Genomic DNA, 13662 nt, shown 5'->3' with positions numbered 1-13662 from the left:
GCTCGAGCGGGGGGACCCCCATCGCCCCAGCGGCACGACTGCCCGCGGCTGATGCTTTTAGGGGCGCGGGGAACTGCGCGATCAGCCCCCACCGGCCCGCACCCGAACGGCCACGGTCAGCGGTCGTCGAGCAGCTCGCGGACCTCCTCCGCCCGAGGTGAGCCCAGCGTCGTGTAGAGGTCCAGGGCCTCGCGGAGACGGGCGTCGGCCTCCTGCGGGGCGGCGTCCCGCAACACCACCGCCGCCCCCACGTGCGCCCGCGCCTGTTCCTCCTGTTCGTCGATCTCGCGCGCGACCTCCAGCGCCTCCGCATGCGCCTCCAGCGCCTCGGCGGCCCGCCCGAGCCCGTGCAGGGCCTCGCCGAGGCCGTTGAGCGCGCCGGTCTCGCCGTAGCGCTCGCCGATCCGGCGGAACAGGTCCAGGGCCTCGCGCTGGTGTCCGGCCGCCTCCTCGTGCCGGCCCAGACCGCTGAGCGCGTTGCCGAGGTTGGACAGGGCGTGCCCGGTGCCCGCCGCGTTCGCCAGCCGCCGGAACAGCGTCAGCGCGCGCTCGAAGTGCCGGGCCGCCGCCGCGTGGTCGCCCAGCCGGGCCACCAGGATGCCGAGGTTGCCGAGGGCGCTGGCCTCCCCGAGGGGGTGGTGCACGGCCCGGTACAGCTCCAGGGCCCGCTCGTAGCGTTCGACCGACGCCTCGAAGTCCTCCAGCAGTTCCAGCACGATACCGAGGTTGTTGAGCACGTCCGCCTCGCCGTGCGCGTCGCCGACCGAACGGAACAGCACGACCGCACGCTCGTGCTGCTCGGCGGCCTCCCGGTAGCGTCCGCGCAGTTCGTGCAGGACCCCCACATTGGTGAGGTGCCGGGCCTCGCCCGCCGCGTAGCCGATACGGCGGCACAGCACGAGGGCGGTGTCGTGGAGCTGTTGCGCGCTGTCGTAGTCGCCGAGCCTGCGGTGCACGGCGCCGAGGCAGACGAGAACGTCCGCCTCGCCCCGCGCGTCCCCCACCGACCGTGCGGCCCGCAGCGCGTAGGTGTGGACGGTCAGGGCGTCCGTGTAGTGCCCGGAGCGCTCGTAGTGGCGGTGCAGGGTGGTGGCGATGCGCACGGTGTGCCCGGACGGGCCGGGCTCCTCGGTGCGTGAGCACAGCGCCACCAGTGTGGGCTGCGCGGCGGCGAGCCAGGCGCGGGCCTCCTCGGCGGTCCGCAACGGCGGCAGCCCGGTGCCGGGCCGCTCGACGGCGGGGCGCAGATGGCGTTCGGCCGGGTAGAGGACGTCCATGGCGGCCGCGGACGCGGCGAGGCAGTGGTCGAGCAGCCGGGTGAGGGCGGCCTCGCGTTCCACCGCCGGGTCGTGGCGGGCGGCCAGCTCCGCCGCGTACACGCGCAGCAGGTCGTGCATGCCGTACCGGCCGGCGGCGGTGCGGTTCAGCAGGTGGGCGCGGGCCAGCAGGTCGAGCGCCCGCCGTACCGCTGCCACGGACTCGCCGGCCAGTGCGGCGGCCGCGTGGGCGTCCGTGTCGGGACCGGGGTGCAGGCCGAGCAACCGGAAGAGCCGGGCGGGCAGTTCGGCGAGGCGTGCGTAGGACCAGGAGAAGACGGCACGTACGGCGGCCCGCGGATCGTCGCCCGAGTCCAGCAGGTCCAGCCGGCGCTGGTGGTCGTGGAGTTCGGCCACCAGCCGGCTGAGCGGCTCGGCGGGCCGGGAGAGCACCAGCTCCGCGGCCACCCGCAGGGCGAGCGGCAGCCGTGCGCACTGGTCGGCCAGGTCGAGCGCGACGGAGCGTTCCGCGTCGATCCGCTCCCCGATCAACGCCCGCAGCAGGGCGAGGGAGTCGGTGCGGGAGAGCGCGTCGAGCAGCACACGGTGGGCGCCGTTGACCGAGACCAGGGCGCCCAGCGAGTCCCGGCTGGTGATCAGCGTCCGGCAGTCCGGGCTGCCCGGCAGCAGATGCCTGACCTGGGCGGCCGACGCGGCGTTGTCCAGCAGGACCAGCAGCCGGCGTCCGTCGAGGGCCGTCCGGTAGCGTGCCGCCCGGTCCTCCAGACGCAGCGGGATCTCCTGCCGGGGCACCCCGAGGGCGGTGAGGAATCCGGTCAGCGCCTGGGCGGCGGACACCGGTTTCTGCGGGTCGTAGCCCCTGAGGTCGACGTACAGCTGCCCGTCGGGGAAGGCGCCGCGCGATCGGTGGGCCCAGTGCACGGCGAGCGCGGTCTTGCCGACGCCCGCAGTGCCGGACACGGCGGACACGACCGCCGCGGTGGCCCCGTCCGGGCCGGCGCCGGGGACCAGGGCCCGGGTCAGGTCGCCGAGTTGTGCGTCGCGCCCGGTGAAGGGCCGGATGTCCATGGGCAGTTGGGCGGGAACGGGGGGCGCGGGCGGCTGCGGGGCCCGTCGTTCCCGTACGGCGGTTGTGCTCGACACCTCCTCGTACGCCGACCGCAGTTCGGGACCGGGCGGCAGGTCCAGCTCGTCGGCCAGCTGCCGGCGGATGCCGGTGTAGACGTGCAGTGCGTCGGTGGTCGAGCCGACGGCGGCGAGCGAGCGCATCAGGAGCACGGCGAGTGGCTCGGACAGGGGGTGGTCGGCCAGCAGGGGCCGCAGCAGTTCGGGCACCCGCTCCGGGCTGCCCTGCCGCAGACAGGTCTGCGCCCAGGCCAGCGCGGCCTCGATCCGCTCCTGGCTCCAGGCCGTACGCATCCGCTCGGCCCAGGCCCCGGACAGTCCCGGGAGCGGAGCGCCCCGCCACAGCCGCAGTGCCTCCTCCAGGTGGCCGGCGCGCTCCGTGTCGGAGTACAGCGGCTCACGCCCGCGCGCGACGAGGGAGCGGAACCGCGCCAGGTCGACGGCGTCCTCGTCCGCCTCCAGCAGGTATCCGCCGGAGACCTTGCCGAGGCGGATCGACGGCCGTGCCGCCGCCCCGCCGCCCTCCTTGGCCGCGGCCTCGTCCAGGAGCCGCCGCAGGCGGCTGATGTGGGAGTAGACGACGGATCGCGCGGCGTCCGGCGGATCGCCGTCCCAGAGCCGGCCGACCAGCGTCTCCAAAGTGACAGGCCGTCCGGCGTCGGCCGCCAGCGCGGCGAGCACCGCCTGTCTGCGCGGTTGCCCCAAGTCCGTCCCGGCCCCCGCGACACGCAGTTCCAGCGGACCGAGCAGAAGGAGCTTCAACGGACCTCCGTCACAAGGTTTTCGCAAGACCGATCCTAAATCCTCACGTCACCGGTCGTCAGGGGGACGACCGGACCAACTGCCTTACGGGGCAGGCAGATTGATGAGGAGTAAGACAGTGAAGGTTCGCAACTGGGCCACGACGCTGACCGTCCTGGCCCTCGCCGCGGCGGGTACCGCGATCGCCACGCCCGCGAACGCCGCCGGCTGCTACGGCTCCACCTGCGAGGGCAAGGACCCCGCCACCTACTGCCAGAGCGACGCCATCACGCCTTCGAACGGGGCCATCTGGCTCGGCTCGGCCTACGTGGAACTGCGCTACAGCCCCAGCTGCCGCGCGGCCTGGGCACGGATCTCACGCGCCGCCTACGTCCCGCAGGACCAGTCGGCCCCGTGGGTCGCCGTCCACCGGACCAGCGACGGCGTGGAGTATCCCTGCACCGTGCTGAACGGCAACACGGGCTGCTACACCAAGATGGTCAACGACATTGGCGTGAAGTCGCTCGCGAAGGGCTTCTACGACGGCGGTGCGCGGACCTGGAGCGGTTCCACCGGCGCCTACTGACCGGGCCGCCGGCTGGTGCGCGGGCGGGGCGCACGGGGGTCGCGGCGCCCGCGCACAGTCCTTCACCGTCCCTGGACGGTCCGCTCCGGCAGCAGCCGCGACCCCGCCCGCCGCTCGCCGTACGCGTCGTCCGGATTGGACAGCACGCAACTGCTCAGGGACAGGCACCCGCAGCCGATGCAGTCCGTCAGGTGGTCGCGGAGGCGGTTCAGCTGCCTGATGCGTTCGTCGAGTTCGGCGCGCCACGCCTCCGAGAGGCGGGCCCAGTCCTCCCGGGTCGGCGTGCGCTCCTCGGGGAGTTCCGCGAGGGCCTCGCGGATCGTCGCCAGGGGGATGCCGACGCGCTGTGCCGCCCGGACGAAGGCCACCCGGCGCAGCGCGTCGCGCGGGTAGCGGCGCTGGTTGCCGGAGGTCCGGCGACTGCTGATGAGGCCCTTGGACTCGTAGAAGTGCAGGGCGGAGACGGCGGCGCCGCTGCGTGCGGACAGCTGGCCCACGCTCAGCTCTTGGATCTTCTCGGGAATCTGCGGCACCCCGCAGACACTACCCACCGGGTACGCGTCGCGGTCCGTTGACAGGGGACTCGCATCGGACCATGCTAAGCAGTTGCTTAGACAATGCACGCGTGACCCGTGAGTGCGAGAGGGCCGGCAACATGGCAGAACCGAGGATCTTCACCTCCCCCGACGAGCTGAAGGCGGCCGTGGGCGAGCAGCTGGGCCACACCGACTGGCTGGAGGTCGACCAGAAGCGGATCGACCTGTTCGCGGACGCGACCGGCGACCACCAGTGGATCCACGTCGACCCGGAGAAGGCGGCCGCCGGCCCGTTCGGCACGACCATCGCGCACGGCTACCTGACCCTGTCGCTGCTCCCGCTCTTCGGCCCCCAGCTGATCAAGGTCGAGGGCGTGCGGATGGGCGTGAACTACGGCACCAACAAGGTCCGTTTCCCCGCCCCCGTCCCGGTCGGTTCCCGGCTGCGCGCCACCGCGAAGATCACCGGCGTGGAGGACGTCACGGGCGGCGTCCAGGTGACCGTCGCCTTCAGCGTGGAACGCGAGGGCGGCGACAAGCCGGTCTGCGTCGCGGAGTCGGTGTCCCGGTACTACCTCTGAGGGCGGCGGGGCCGCTACTTGGCCCCGACCATCCGCAGCACGAGGTCGGCGTAGAGCGCGCCGACCTCCTCGGGAGTCCGGGGGCCGTTCACGTTGAACCAGCGGGCGACGTCGATGGAGAGCGAGAGCACCGCGAGGGTGGTGCCGTGGATGTCGATGACGTCGAACTCACCCGTCTCGACGCCCTCCTGGATGATCCCGCGCACCTCGGCGTCGACCTGGCGGCGCAGGTCGAGGATCTCGGCGCGGGCGTCGGGGCCGAGGGCGTCGAGTTCGTACTGCACGACCCGGGCGGTGGTGCGCCGCCCGGCGTGCCAGCGGACGAAGGAGCCGACGGCGTCGGCGAGCCGCTCGGTGGCGGTGCCCTCGCGCCGGGCGGCCGTCTGGAGGATCTCCAGGGCCCGGTCGTGACCGATGCGGCTGATCCGGTGGAGCAGCTCTTCCTTGGTCTTGTAGTGGATGTAGAGCGCGGCCGGGCTCATGCCGGCCCGGCCCGCGATGTCGCGGGTGGTGGTGGCGTGGTAGCCGCGCTCGGCGAAGGCCTCCACGGCGGCGACCAGCAGTCGCCGGGCCGCGTCAGGGGTGACCTCTTCCCACGGCTCGACCTCGCCGCCGGTCGTCTCCTCCGCCGTACTCATCGCTCGCTCGCCCCTCTCGATACCGGAGCTCCACCATACCGCCGAAGCTGAGCGAGCGCTTAGTGTGCCCGCTCAGAGCTTTTCGGAGCTTCCCAGGGCTTCTCGGAGCCGGTCAGAGCTTCTCGAAGGGGTCGTGCTCGGCGAGCAGCTTCTCCAGCCTGGCCTGGTCGACGCGGCTGACGATCTGCCCGGCCTCCTGGCGGTCGCGGATGACCTTCGCGAGCGTGAAGGCGGAGGTGACGAGGTAGAGCACGGCGATGCCGAGGAAGGCACGGACCCAGGCGTCGGCGTGCAGCCGGAAGATACCGATGGCGGTGGCCGTGATGGCGACGCCGAAGGAGGCGACGGCCTGACCGTAGAAGGCGGCCGTGTTCTGCTGTCTGACTGGTGTCTCACTCATGGGTCGAGCATCGGCGAACGTGGCCCGCGCCACATCCGCCGGGATACTCAGGAACGTACTCAGAACGCCGAAACACCCGTCAGCGCCCGCCCGATGAGCAGCTTCTGGATCTGGCTGGTGCCCTCGTAGAGGGTCATCACACGGGCGTCGCGCAGGAGTTTGCCGACCGGGTACTCGTCGATGTAGCCGTAGCCGCCGAAGACCTGGAGGGCGTTGTTGGCGGCCCGCACGGCCGCCTCCGAGGCGAAGAGCTTGGCCTTGGAGGACTCCGTGGCGAAGGGCAGGCCGCGGTCGACGAGGTCGGCGACCCGCCAGGTCAGCAGCCGGGCCGCGTCCACGTCGACGGCGATGTCGCTGATCAGCTCCTGGACCAGCTGGTGACCGGCGATCGGCGTACCGAACTGCTCGCGCTCCCCGGCGTACCTCACGGCCGCGTCCAGTGCGGCCTGCGCTATCCCGACACAGCCGGCCGCGACCGACATCCGCCCCTTGGCCAGCGCCGACATGGCGACCGAGAAGCCCTTGCCCTCCGGGCCGAGCAGCGCGGCGGCGGGGACCCGGACGTCCTCCAGGACGAGCTCGGCGGTGGCCTGGCCGCGCAGGCCGAGCTTGCCGTGGATCGCGCGGCGGGTCAGGCCCGGGGTGTCGGTGGGCACCAGGAAGGCGGAGACGCCCTTGTGGCCGGGGGCGTCGGTGGAGCGGGCGAAGAGCAGGACGACGTCGGCCCAGGTGCCGTTGGTGATGAACGTCTTGGTGCCGTTGACGACGTACTCGTCGCCTTCGCGAACGGCACGGGTGGTGAGGTTGCCCGCGTCGGAGCCGGTGCCGGGTTCGGTGAGGCCGAAGCAGCCGACGTACGAGCCGGAGGTCAGGCCCGGCAGCCAGCGCCGCTTCTGCTCCTCGCTCCCCCAGGCGGCGACGGACTTGGCCACCAGCCCCAGGGAGACGGACACGATCCCGCGGACCGAGGAATCCCCGCGGCCGAGTTCCTCCGTGACCAGGCAGTACGACAGATGGTCACCGCCCGAGCCGCCGTACTCCTCGTCGACGGTCAGGCCCAGGAAGCCGACCTCGCCGAGCTTCTTCACGATGCCCCGGTCGACCTCCTCGGCGCGGTCCCAGGCGATCACGTTCGGGGTGATCTCGCGCTCGACGAAGTCCCGGGCGAGCCGCCGTACGGCGGTCTGCTCCTCGCCGAGTCCCAGGTTCACCATGCGATCACCCTTTAAATTAGCAGTGCTAGTTTTTGTCCGCAGCCCTACTATGTACGCCATGGCCCGACCGCGCAAGCCCCTCCTCAGCACCGACCGGATCGTCCGGGCGGCACGGGAACTCGTCGACGCGGAGGGTCTGTCGGCCGTCTCCACCCGGCGGCTCGCGGCCGAGCTGGGGGTGAGCGGGCCCTCGCTCTACAACCACTTCCGCACCAAGGACGAGATCCTGGAGGCGGTCGCGGACTCGGTCAGCGCGCAGGTCGACCTGTCGATGTTCGAGGACGGCGACGGCCGGGACTGGCGGACCGCGCTGCACGACTGGGCGGTGTCGTACCGGGCGGCACTGCGCGACCACCCGAACATCGTCCCGGTCCTGGCCCGGGGCCCCGGCCGCCGCCCGGCCGGCCTGCGGCTCGCCGACGCGGTCTACGGCGCGATGGTGGACGCGGGGTGGCCGGCGGCGCAGGCGACGTCGATCGGGGCGCTGATGCGGTACTTCATCATGGGGTCGGCGCTGGGGTCGTTCGCCGGCGGCTTCGTGGACGACGCGAGCGCGTACGACCCGGCGGACTATCCGCACCTGGGCCAGGCGCATCTCCTCTCGGAGCGCCAGGAGAAGATCGACGAGCGGGCGTTCGAGACGGGGTTGCGGGCGTTGCTGGATGGGTTGCAGGAGCAATTCGAGAAGGTGCGGGAGACTACGTGAGGGGCGGTTCGGTCGGACGTCGGCTGCGGGCCGGTGGGGGCTGATCGCGCCCACGCGGCGGAGCCGCATATCGATACAGCCCCGCGCCCCTTACGGGGCGCTTCAGCCGCGGGCAGTCGTGCCGCTGGGGCGATGGGGGTCCCCCCGCTCGAGCGAAGGCGAGAGTGGGGGAGGGCGGGCGCGGGCGGCACCCGGCGAGCGCCGGTGAGTGTCCCCACCCCCCGGCCCCGGGCAGCCGTCCGAAATCCGCCAGCGCCGAGCCGGTCGCGGTCCCTACCCTCGGCGGTATGACGAACCCAGCCGCCCCGGCCCGACCGCACCTTCTTCCGACCGTCGCCGCCTGTGTCACCGTCGTGCTCTGGGCCTCCGCCTTCGTGTCGATCCGCAGTGCCGGGTCGGCCTACTCGCCGGGGGCGCTCGCGCTCGGGCGGATGTCGGCCGGGGCGATCGCGCTCGGGCTCATCTGCGCCGTACGGCGGGTACCGCCGCCGCCCAGGTCGGCCTGGCGCGGGATCGGGATATCCGGGGTGCTGTGGTTCGGCTTCTACATGGTCGCCCTCAACTGGGGCGAGCAGCAGGTCGACGCGGGGACGGCCGCCCTCGTGGTGAACGTCGGCCCGCTGCTGATCGCCCTGCTCGGGGCCCGGCTGCTCGGTGACCCCATGCCGCCCCGGCTGCTCGCGGGGATGGCGGTGTCGTTCGCGGGCGCCGTGACCGTGGGCCTGTCGATGGCCGGCGGGGGCGGCTCCTCGGTGCTGGGTGTGGTGCTGTGCCTGCTCGCGGCGGTGGCCTACGCGGCCGGAGTCGTCTCGCAGAAGCCGGCGCTGGCCCGGGCGAGCGCGCTCCAGGCGACGACCTACGGGTGTCTGGTCGGCGCCGTCGCCTGTCTGCCGTTCGCCGGGCAGCTGGTGCACCAGGCCGCCGACGCGCCGCTGTCCGCCACCCTGAACATGGTGTACCTCGGCGTCTTCCCGACCGCGCTGGCCTTCACGACCTGGGCGTATGCCCTGGCCAGGACCACCGCGAGCCGGATGGGCGCGACGACGTACGCCGTGCCCGCGCTGGTGGTGCTGATGTCGTGGCTGGCCCTCGGCGAGGTGCCGGGGCTGGTCACGCTGGCGGGCGGGGTGCTGTGCCTGGCCGGTGTGGCGGTGTCCCGGTCCCGGGCGCGGGCCCGTGCTCCCCGGACCGTGACCACGGCCGGGGAGCCCCGTTCCGAACAGGTGCCGTGACGGCCGGTCAGAAGACGACCAGGGCCCGGCCGCCCTTGCCCGCGAGCATGTTCTCGAAGGCGACGGGGATGTCCTCGAGCCCGATCCGTTCCGTCACCAGCGCGGTCAGGTCCAGGCGGCCCGCCCGGACGTGTCCGGCGAGCACCGGCAGGTCGCGGGCCGGGTCCGAGTTGCCGTAGACGCAGCCGGAGAGGGTGCGGCCCCAGTGGAAGATCTCCAGGGCGTTGAAGGTGACCTGTTCGGTCCTGGCGCCGATGCCGACCACCGTCGTACGGCCGCCCCGGCGGGTGGACTCCCAGGCCGCGCGGATGCTGACCGCGCGGCCCACGCACTCCACGGCGACGTCGACGCCCTGCTTGGCGGTGAGGGCGCGGATCGCGCGGGGGGTGGTGTCGGAGGCGACGACGTAGTCCGTGGCGCCGGCCGCGCGCGCCAGCCCTTCCTTCTCCGCCGAGACGTCCACCGCGACGATCCTGGACGCGCCCGCGATCCGGGCCGCCTGGACGGCGGCCAGGCCCACCCCGCCGACGCCGAACACCGCCACCGACTCGCCCTTCCGCACCCGCGCCGAATGGTGGACGGCGCCGTACCCGGTGAGGACCGCGCAGCCGAGCAGGGCCGCGTCGGTGAGCGGGACACCGGCGGGGAGCGGGAGGACACAGGACTCGGCGACCACCGTCTCCTCGGCGAAGGCCGCCACGTTCAGGCCGGGGTGCAGGTCGGTGCCGTCGGCCGTACGGGCGTGGACGTCGGCTGAGCCGTTCAGCGCGTTGGCGCACAGCCAGACCTCGCCGAGCCCGCAGGCATGGCAGCTTCCGCAGGACGGCGCCCAGTTGAGGACGACCGGATCACCGGGCGACAGCCGGGTGACCCCCTCCCCCACGGCCACCACGGTGCCCGCGCCCTCGTGGCCGAGGACCGCCGGGACCGGCACCCGCATGGTGCCGTCGGACAGGGAGAGGTCGGAGTGGCAGACACCGGCGGCGGCGAGCCGGACCCGGACCTGACCGGGACCGGGGTCCGGGAGTTCGATCGCGGTGACCGACAGCGGGGCGCCCACGGCGGGCAGTACGGCGGCTCGGACCGTGAAAGTCATCGGAGCGACCTCCTCAGAACTGGAGGGACTTGGTCTGGAGGTACTCGGCGAGACCGGCCTCGCCCAGCTCCCGCCCGACACCGGACTGCTTGTAGCCGCCGAACGGGGCTCGGGGGTTGAACCGGCCGCCGTTGATGTCGACCTGCCCGGTCTCCATGCGCCGGGCGAAGGCCACCGCCTCCGCCTCGTCCCCGGCCCAGACCGCGCCCGCGAGCCCGTAGACCGTGCCGTTGGCGATGCGCAGGGCGTCCTCCTCGTCGACGTAGCGCAGGATCGACAGGACCGGGCCGAAGATCTCCTCCTGCGCGACCGTCATCTCCGGGGTGACGTCGGCGAAGACGGTCGGGCTGACGAAGTAGCCCTGCTCACGCGGGGATTCGGGACCGCCGGCGACCACCCGCGCGCCCTCCGCGATGCCCTTCTCGATGTAACCCCGCACCCGTGCCTGCTGCTTGGCGTTGACGACCGGGCCGATCCGGTCGCCGTACTTGGCGGCAGCGGCGGCGGCCAGCTCGACCGCCTCGTCGTACTGGTCGGTGTGGACCAGCATCCGTGTCCACGCGCTGCATGTCTGGCCGGAGTTGGACATCACGTTGGCCACGCCGACGTTGACGGCCTTGGCGAGGTCGGCGCTCGGGAGGATGACGTTGGCGGACTTGCCGCCCAGTTCGAGGGCGACCTTCTTCACGGCCGCCCCGGCCACCGCGCCGATCTGCCTGCCGACGGCGGTGGAGCCGGTGAAGGAGACCAGGTCGACGCCGGGGTGCTCGGCGAGGGCCTGCCCGGCGACCGGGCCGAGGCCGGTGACCAGGTTGAACACCCCGGCGGGGACGTCGGCTTCGTGCACCGCCTCGGCGAACAGCTGGGCGGTGAGCGGGGTGTCCTCGGCGGGCTTGAGCACGACGGTGCAGCCGGCGGCGAGCGCCGGGGCGACCTTGGCGACGATCTGGTGCAGGGGGTAGTTCCAGGGTGTGATCGCGCCGACGACCCCGACCGGCTCGTGCAGGACGGTCGAGTTGCCGACCTGTTCCCGGAAGACATGGGTCGCGGCGAGCTCGGCGTAGGAACCGGCGACCTCGATGGGCACGCTCGCGTGCACGGCCTGCGAGAACTTCGGCGGCGAGCCCAGCTCGGCGGTGACGGTCTCGGCGATCTCGTCCTTGCGGGCCGCGAGCACATCGCGCAGCCGGCCGAGCCGGGCGGCCCGCTCCGCAGGCGGGGTGGCCGCCCAGGCCGGGAGGGCGGCACGGGCGGCGCGCACGGCGGTGTCGACGTCCAGCGCACCACCCGCCGGGACCCGGCCGACGACCTGTTCGTCGACCGGGTTGACGACCTCGATCACGTCCTGGCTCTCGGCGGCGCGCCAGGCGCCGTCGATGTACAGGCCGTCGTGTGCCTTCATGCTGCTTCCTCCCGGCGGGTGGTGCGTGGCTGTGGCGTCCGGATCACAAACTAGCGGCGATAGTTTTACCGCGCCAGACACGGCCGCCTGGATCGGGCGGTCAGAAGTCGACCCGGGCCCGTTCGTCCACCCGCCCCACGCTCTCCTGCCCGAAGGCCTTCTCGTACGCCCGCCGGATCTCCTCGATCTTCCGGTCGCTCGCCTTCGCCGCCGTCTCCGGGTACAGCAGGACCAGCTCGTAGGACCGCTCCTTCTCGATCGTCCCGTGCACGTCCCGCCACTGCCCGCGCCCGTTCTGCACGGTGAGCCCGTCGGGGAAGTCCGGGGTGACCTCCTTGTCGACGAAGGCGGTGAACTGCCGGTCGGTGACGGCCGGTCCGCCGTCCGGGCGGGCGGTGCCGAAGAACAGCCGGGACTCGATGTAGGGCTTGCCGCGTGTCGGCACGGCGGCGGAACGGCCGTCGGCCAGCGCGGTGTACGCGGTGGGGGCGCCGGCGAGCAGGACTCCGGCCACCGCGAGGACGGAGCGGTTACGGAGAGAATGAGTAGGCATGCCCCCTTCCTAGAGGGTTTGCCCCGCTCCGGTCCCGGCTTTCCACCGGGTTCACTCGTCCAGGTCGAACGGCGGGGCCGGAGCCGGTCACCCCGTCGCGGTCAGGCGGGCGAAGACCACCACGTTGCTGGTGTATCCGGTCCGCTTGCTGAAGAGGCCACCGCAGGTGATCACGCGGAGTTCGGGGCGCCGGGTCGGGCCGTACACCTCCTTGTCGGGGAAGCCGACCTTGTCGTAGACCTTCACCCGGTACACGGTGTACACGACGGTACGGCCGTCCGCGCGGTCGGCCTCGATCCGCTTGCCGGGCTTCACCTGGGCGAGCGCCGCGAAGACGGCGGGTCCGGTCCTGGTGTCCCGGTGTCCGACGGCGACCGCGAGGCCGGACTCGCCCGGCGTGGCGCCGCCCTCGAACCAGCCGATCAGCTTCGGGTCGTCGACCGGTGGTGTCTCCAACCGCCAGCCCCGGTCGAGCCGGACCCCGGTCACCGGCGCGTCGACCCCCAGGAACGGGATGCGCATCGACGTCGGCCGGGACCGGGGCAGCGGGCGGGGCGGGGGGCCGGGCCGGTCCGCGCCCTGACCGGCGGCCGCCGAGGCGTCCGACCCGTCGGGCGTGGTCGACCCGTCGCTCCCCCACCACCGGACCACTGTCACCAGGACGATCGCCAGCAGGGCCGTTCTGGCGAGGCGGTAGGCGCGGGTCCGGTACCAGGGCCTGCGTCTGCGCCTACGCGGCGCCATGGGGCCGACGGCGGATCAGCCGGACGTACACCACGCCGCTGGCCAGGACCAGGCTCACGGCCGTGGCCGCGGCCACGGGCGAGAACGCGGCCGCCGTGTCGGCGAGGCCGCCGCCGCCCGCGTGGACACCGCCCTGCGGGCCGTTGTGGTCGCCGCCCTGTGCCCAGGAGCCGCTGTCGCCGCGCTGGTTGTCCTCGATCTGTCCGTTCGGACCGTTCTGGTTGTTCGGACCGTTCTGGTTGTTCTGGCCGTTCTGGCCCTGCGGCCGGTCCTGACCGTTCGGCCCGTCCTGACCGTTCGGCCCATTCGGACCGTTCGGACCACCCTGGCCGTTCTGGCCGTTCTGGCCCTGCGGTCCGTCCTGGTTGCCGTCGTGGCAGTTGACCCGGAAGACCTTCTCCTTCGGCGCTCCGGCCACGATCCACGTGATCTTGTACTGCCCGTCCGCGAGCCCCAGCGGGTCGGTGTGGCCGGCGCCTCCGGCGAGTTGGATGACGCCGGCGACGGAGGCCGCGGTGGGCAGCGGGGGCTGCGGCGTGATGGTGTAGGCGACCGTCGTGAGGATGTCGAAGTTGACGGCGTCCAGGTAGAACTTGCAGACCACCGGGTCGTCCTTCGAGACACCGAAGGGCACACCCACACGGTGGAGCCTGATGTCGCCGTTCTCCCCCTGGGCCATCGCGTTCGGCGCCGCCACCCACGACGCGCCCGCAGCGGCCAGAGCGGCGAGGAGGACGGTGGCGCCCGCGCGGGAACCGGCGGCGCGTGGAAGTGTGAGCGTGGGCATGCAGGCTCCTCCGACTTAGATGATTTTCATACAAATCGACCTTT

General features: G+C 72.8%; 14 protein-coding genes. 4 read left to right on the top strand and 10 right to left on the bottom strand.

From position 1 onward, the window contains the following. Positions 1-116: 116 nt before the first annotated feature. Positions 117-3164 carry a tetratricopeptide repeat protein gene (locus tag ACWGKQ_RS25375; protein ID WP_453294232.1) on the bottom strand — a complete coding sequence of 1016 codons (3048 nt, stop codon included), beginning with the start codon at positions 3162-3164 and terminating at the stop codon, positions 117-119. 118 nt (positions 3165-3282) lie between these two features. Here ACWGKQ_RS25375 and ACWGKQ_RS25370 point away from each other — a divergent pair, with 118 nt between their 5' ends. Then, complete coding sequence (locus tag ACWGKQ_RS25370) at positions 3283-3729, top strand: DUF2690 domain-containing protein (RefSeq protein ID WP_453294231.1); 447 nt, start codon at positions 3283-3285, stop codon at positions 3727-3729. A 62-nt stretch (positions 3730-3791) separates the two neighbouring features. Here ACWGKQ_RS25370 and soxR read toward each other — a convergent pair whose 3' ends face one another. Then, a complete protein-coding gene (gene soxR / locus ACWGKQ_RS25365; RefSeq protein WP_453294230.1) occupies positions 3792-4262 on the bottom strand; it encodes a redox-sensitive transcriptional activator SoxR in 471 nt (156 codons plus the stop codon). A 122-nt stretch (positions 4263-4384) separates the two neighbouring features. Between soxR and ACWGKQ_RS25360 the strand changes: the two genes are divergently transcribed. Then, positions 4385-4846: a MaoC family dehydratase gene (locus ACWGKQ_RS25360; protein WP_453294229.1), complete on the top strand. Its 462-nt coding sequence runs from the start codon at positions 4385-4387 to the stop codon at positions 4844-4846. A gap of 14 nt (positions 4847-4860) precedes the next feature. On the opposite strand, the gene ACWGKQ_RS25355 is transcribed toward ACWGKQ_RS25360, so the two are convergent. The 3 genes from ACWGKQ_RS25355 to ACWGKQ_RS25345 all read right to left on the bottom strand — a co-directional run bounded on the left by ACWGKQ_RS25355 (position 4861) and on the right by ACWGKQ_RS25345 (position 7095). Continuing rightward, complete coding sequence (locus ACWGKQ_RS25355) at positions 4861-5484, bottom strand: TetR/AcrR family transcriptional regulator (RefSeq protein ID WP_453294228.1); 624 nt, start codon at positions 5482-5484, stop codon at positions 4861-4863. 112 nt (positions 5485-5596) lie between these two features. Next, complete coding sequence (locus ACWGKQ_RS25350) at positions 5597-5884, bottom strand: YiaA/YiaB family inner membrane protein (RefSeq protein ID WP_453294227.1); 288 nt, start codon at positions 5882-5884, stop codon at positions 5597-5599. 59 nt (positions 5885-5943) lie between these two features. Beyond that, the gene (locus ACWGKQ_RS25345) at positions 5944-7095 is read right to left on the bottom strand and encodes an acyl-CoA dehydrogenase family protein (RefSeq protein WP_453294245.1); all 1152 of its coding nucleotides are present in this window, start codon (positions 7093-7095) and stop codon (positions 5944-5946) included. A gap of 61 nt (positions 7096-7156) precedes the next feature. Between ACWGKQ_RS25345 and ACWGKQ_RS25340 the strand changes: the two genes are divergently transcribed. Together ACWGKQ_RS25340 and ACWGKQ_RS25335 are read left to right on the top strand one after the other, a co-directional pair. Continuing rightward, positions 7157-7804 carry a TetR/AcrR family transcriptional regulator gene (locus ACWGKQ_RS25340; protein WP_453294226.1) on the top strand — a complete coding sequence of 216 codons (648 nt, stop codon included), beginning with the start codon at positions 7157-7159 and terminating at the stop codon, positions 7802-7804. A 287-nt stretch (positions 7805-8091) separates the two neighbouring features. Further along, positions 8092-9036, top strand: coding sequence for a DMT family transporter (locus tag ACWGKQ_RS25335; protein WP_453294225.1), 945 nt, complete (start codon positions 8092-8094; stop codon positions 9034-9036). Between the two features lie 7 nt (positions 9037-9043). Here the strand turns inward: ACWGKQ_RS25335 and ACWGKQ_RS25330 are convergent, their stop codons facing one another. From ACWGKQ_RS25330 to ACWGKQ_RS25310, 5 genes are all read right to left on the bottom strand, one after another. Next, positions 9044-10132 carry a Zn-dependent alcohol dehydrogenase gene (locus ACWGKQ_RS25330; RefSeq protein WP_453294224.1) on the bottom strand — a complete coding sequence of 363 codons (1089 nt, stop codon included), beginning with the start codon at positions 10130-10132 and terminating at the stop codon, positions 9044-9046. 13 nt (positions 10133-10145) lie between these two features. After that, positions 10146-11534: an aldehyde dehydrogenase family protein gene (locus tag ACWGKQ_RS25325; RefSeq protein ID WP_453294223.1), complete on the bottom strand. Its 1389-nt coding sequence runs from the start codon at positions 11532-11534 to the stop codon at positions 10146-10148. Positions 11535-11634: 100 nt separating this feature from the next. After that, the gene (locus ACWGKQ_RS25320) at positions 11635-12087 is read right to left on the bottom strand and encodes a DUF3574 domain-containing protein (RefSeq protein WP_453294222.1); all 453 of its coding nucleotides are present in this window, start codon (positions 12085-12087) and stop codon (positions 11635-11637) included. An 87-nt stretch (positions 12088-12174) separates the two neighbouring features. After that, entirely contained in the window at positions 12175-12831 is a 657-nt protein-coding gene (locus ACWGKQ_RS25315) for a class F sortase (protein ID WP_453294221.1), read from the bottom strand. Then, entirely contained in the window at positions 12818-13618 is an 801-nt protein-coding gene (locus tag ACWGKQ_RS25310) for a hypothetical protein (RefSeq protein WP_453294220.1), read from the bottom strand. Before ACWGKQ_RS25310 ends, ACWGKQ_RS25315 begins: the two co-directional genes overlap by 14 nt. Between the last annotated feature and the right edge of the window lie 44 nt (positions 13619-13662).

Source organism: Streptomyces sp. NPDC054770 (assembly GCF_053611985.1).
The sequence above is the reverse complement of the archived record's forward strand: the minus strand, read 5'-3'. Positions and strand labels throughout refer to the sequence as shown.

Bases quoted from the DNA above. Each gene is read 5' to 3' on its own strand.
- ACWGKQ_RS25340 (WP_453294226.1), top strand. From the start codon at position 7,157: ATGGCCCGACCGCGCAAGCCCCTCCTCAGCACCGACCGGATCGTCCGG.
- ACWGKQ_RS25320 (WP_453294222.1), bottom strand. From the start codon at position 12,087: ATGCCTACTCATTCTCTCCGTAACCGCTCCGTCCTCGCGGTGGCCGGA.
- ACWGKQ_RS25355 (WP_453294228.1), bottom strand. From the start codon at position 5,484: ATGAGTACGGCGGAGGAGACGACCGGCGGCGAGGTCGAGCCGTGGGAA.
- ACWGKQ_RS25360 (WP_453294229.1), top strand. From the start codon at position 4,385: ATGGCAGAACCGAGGATCTTCACCTCCCCCGACGAGCTGAAGGCGGCC.
- ACWGKQ_RS25330 (WP_453294224.1), bottom strand. From the start codon at position 10,132: ATGACTTTCACGGTCCGAGCCGCCGTACTGCCCGCCGTGGGCGCCCCG.
- ACWGKQ_RS25315 (WP_453294221.1), bottom strand. From the start codon at position 12,831: ATGGCGCCGCGTAGGCGCAGACGCAGGCCCTGGTACCGGACCCGCGCC.
- ACWGKQ_RS25310 (WP_453294220.1), bottom strand. From the start codon at position 13,618: ATGCCCACGCTCACACTTCCACGCGCCGCCGGTTCCCGCGCGGGCGCC.
- ACWGKQ_RS25335 (WP_453294225.1), top strand. From the start codon at position 8,092: ATGACGAACCCAGCCGCCCCGGCCCGACCGCACCTTCTTCCGACCGTC.
- ACWGKQ_RS25350 (WP_453294227.1), bottom strand. From the start codon at position 5,884: ATGAGTGAGACACCAGTCAGACAGCAGAACACGGCCGCCTTCTACGGT.
- ACWGKQ_RS25325 (WP_453294223.1), bottom strand. From the start codon at position 11,534: ATGAAGGCACACGACGGCCTGTACATCGACGGCGCCTGGCGCGCCGCC.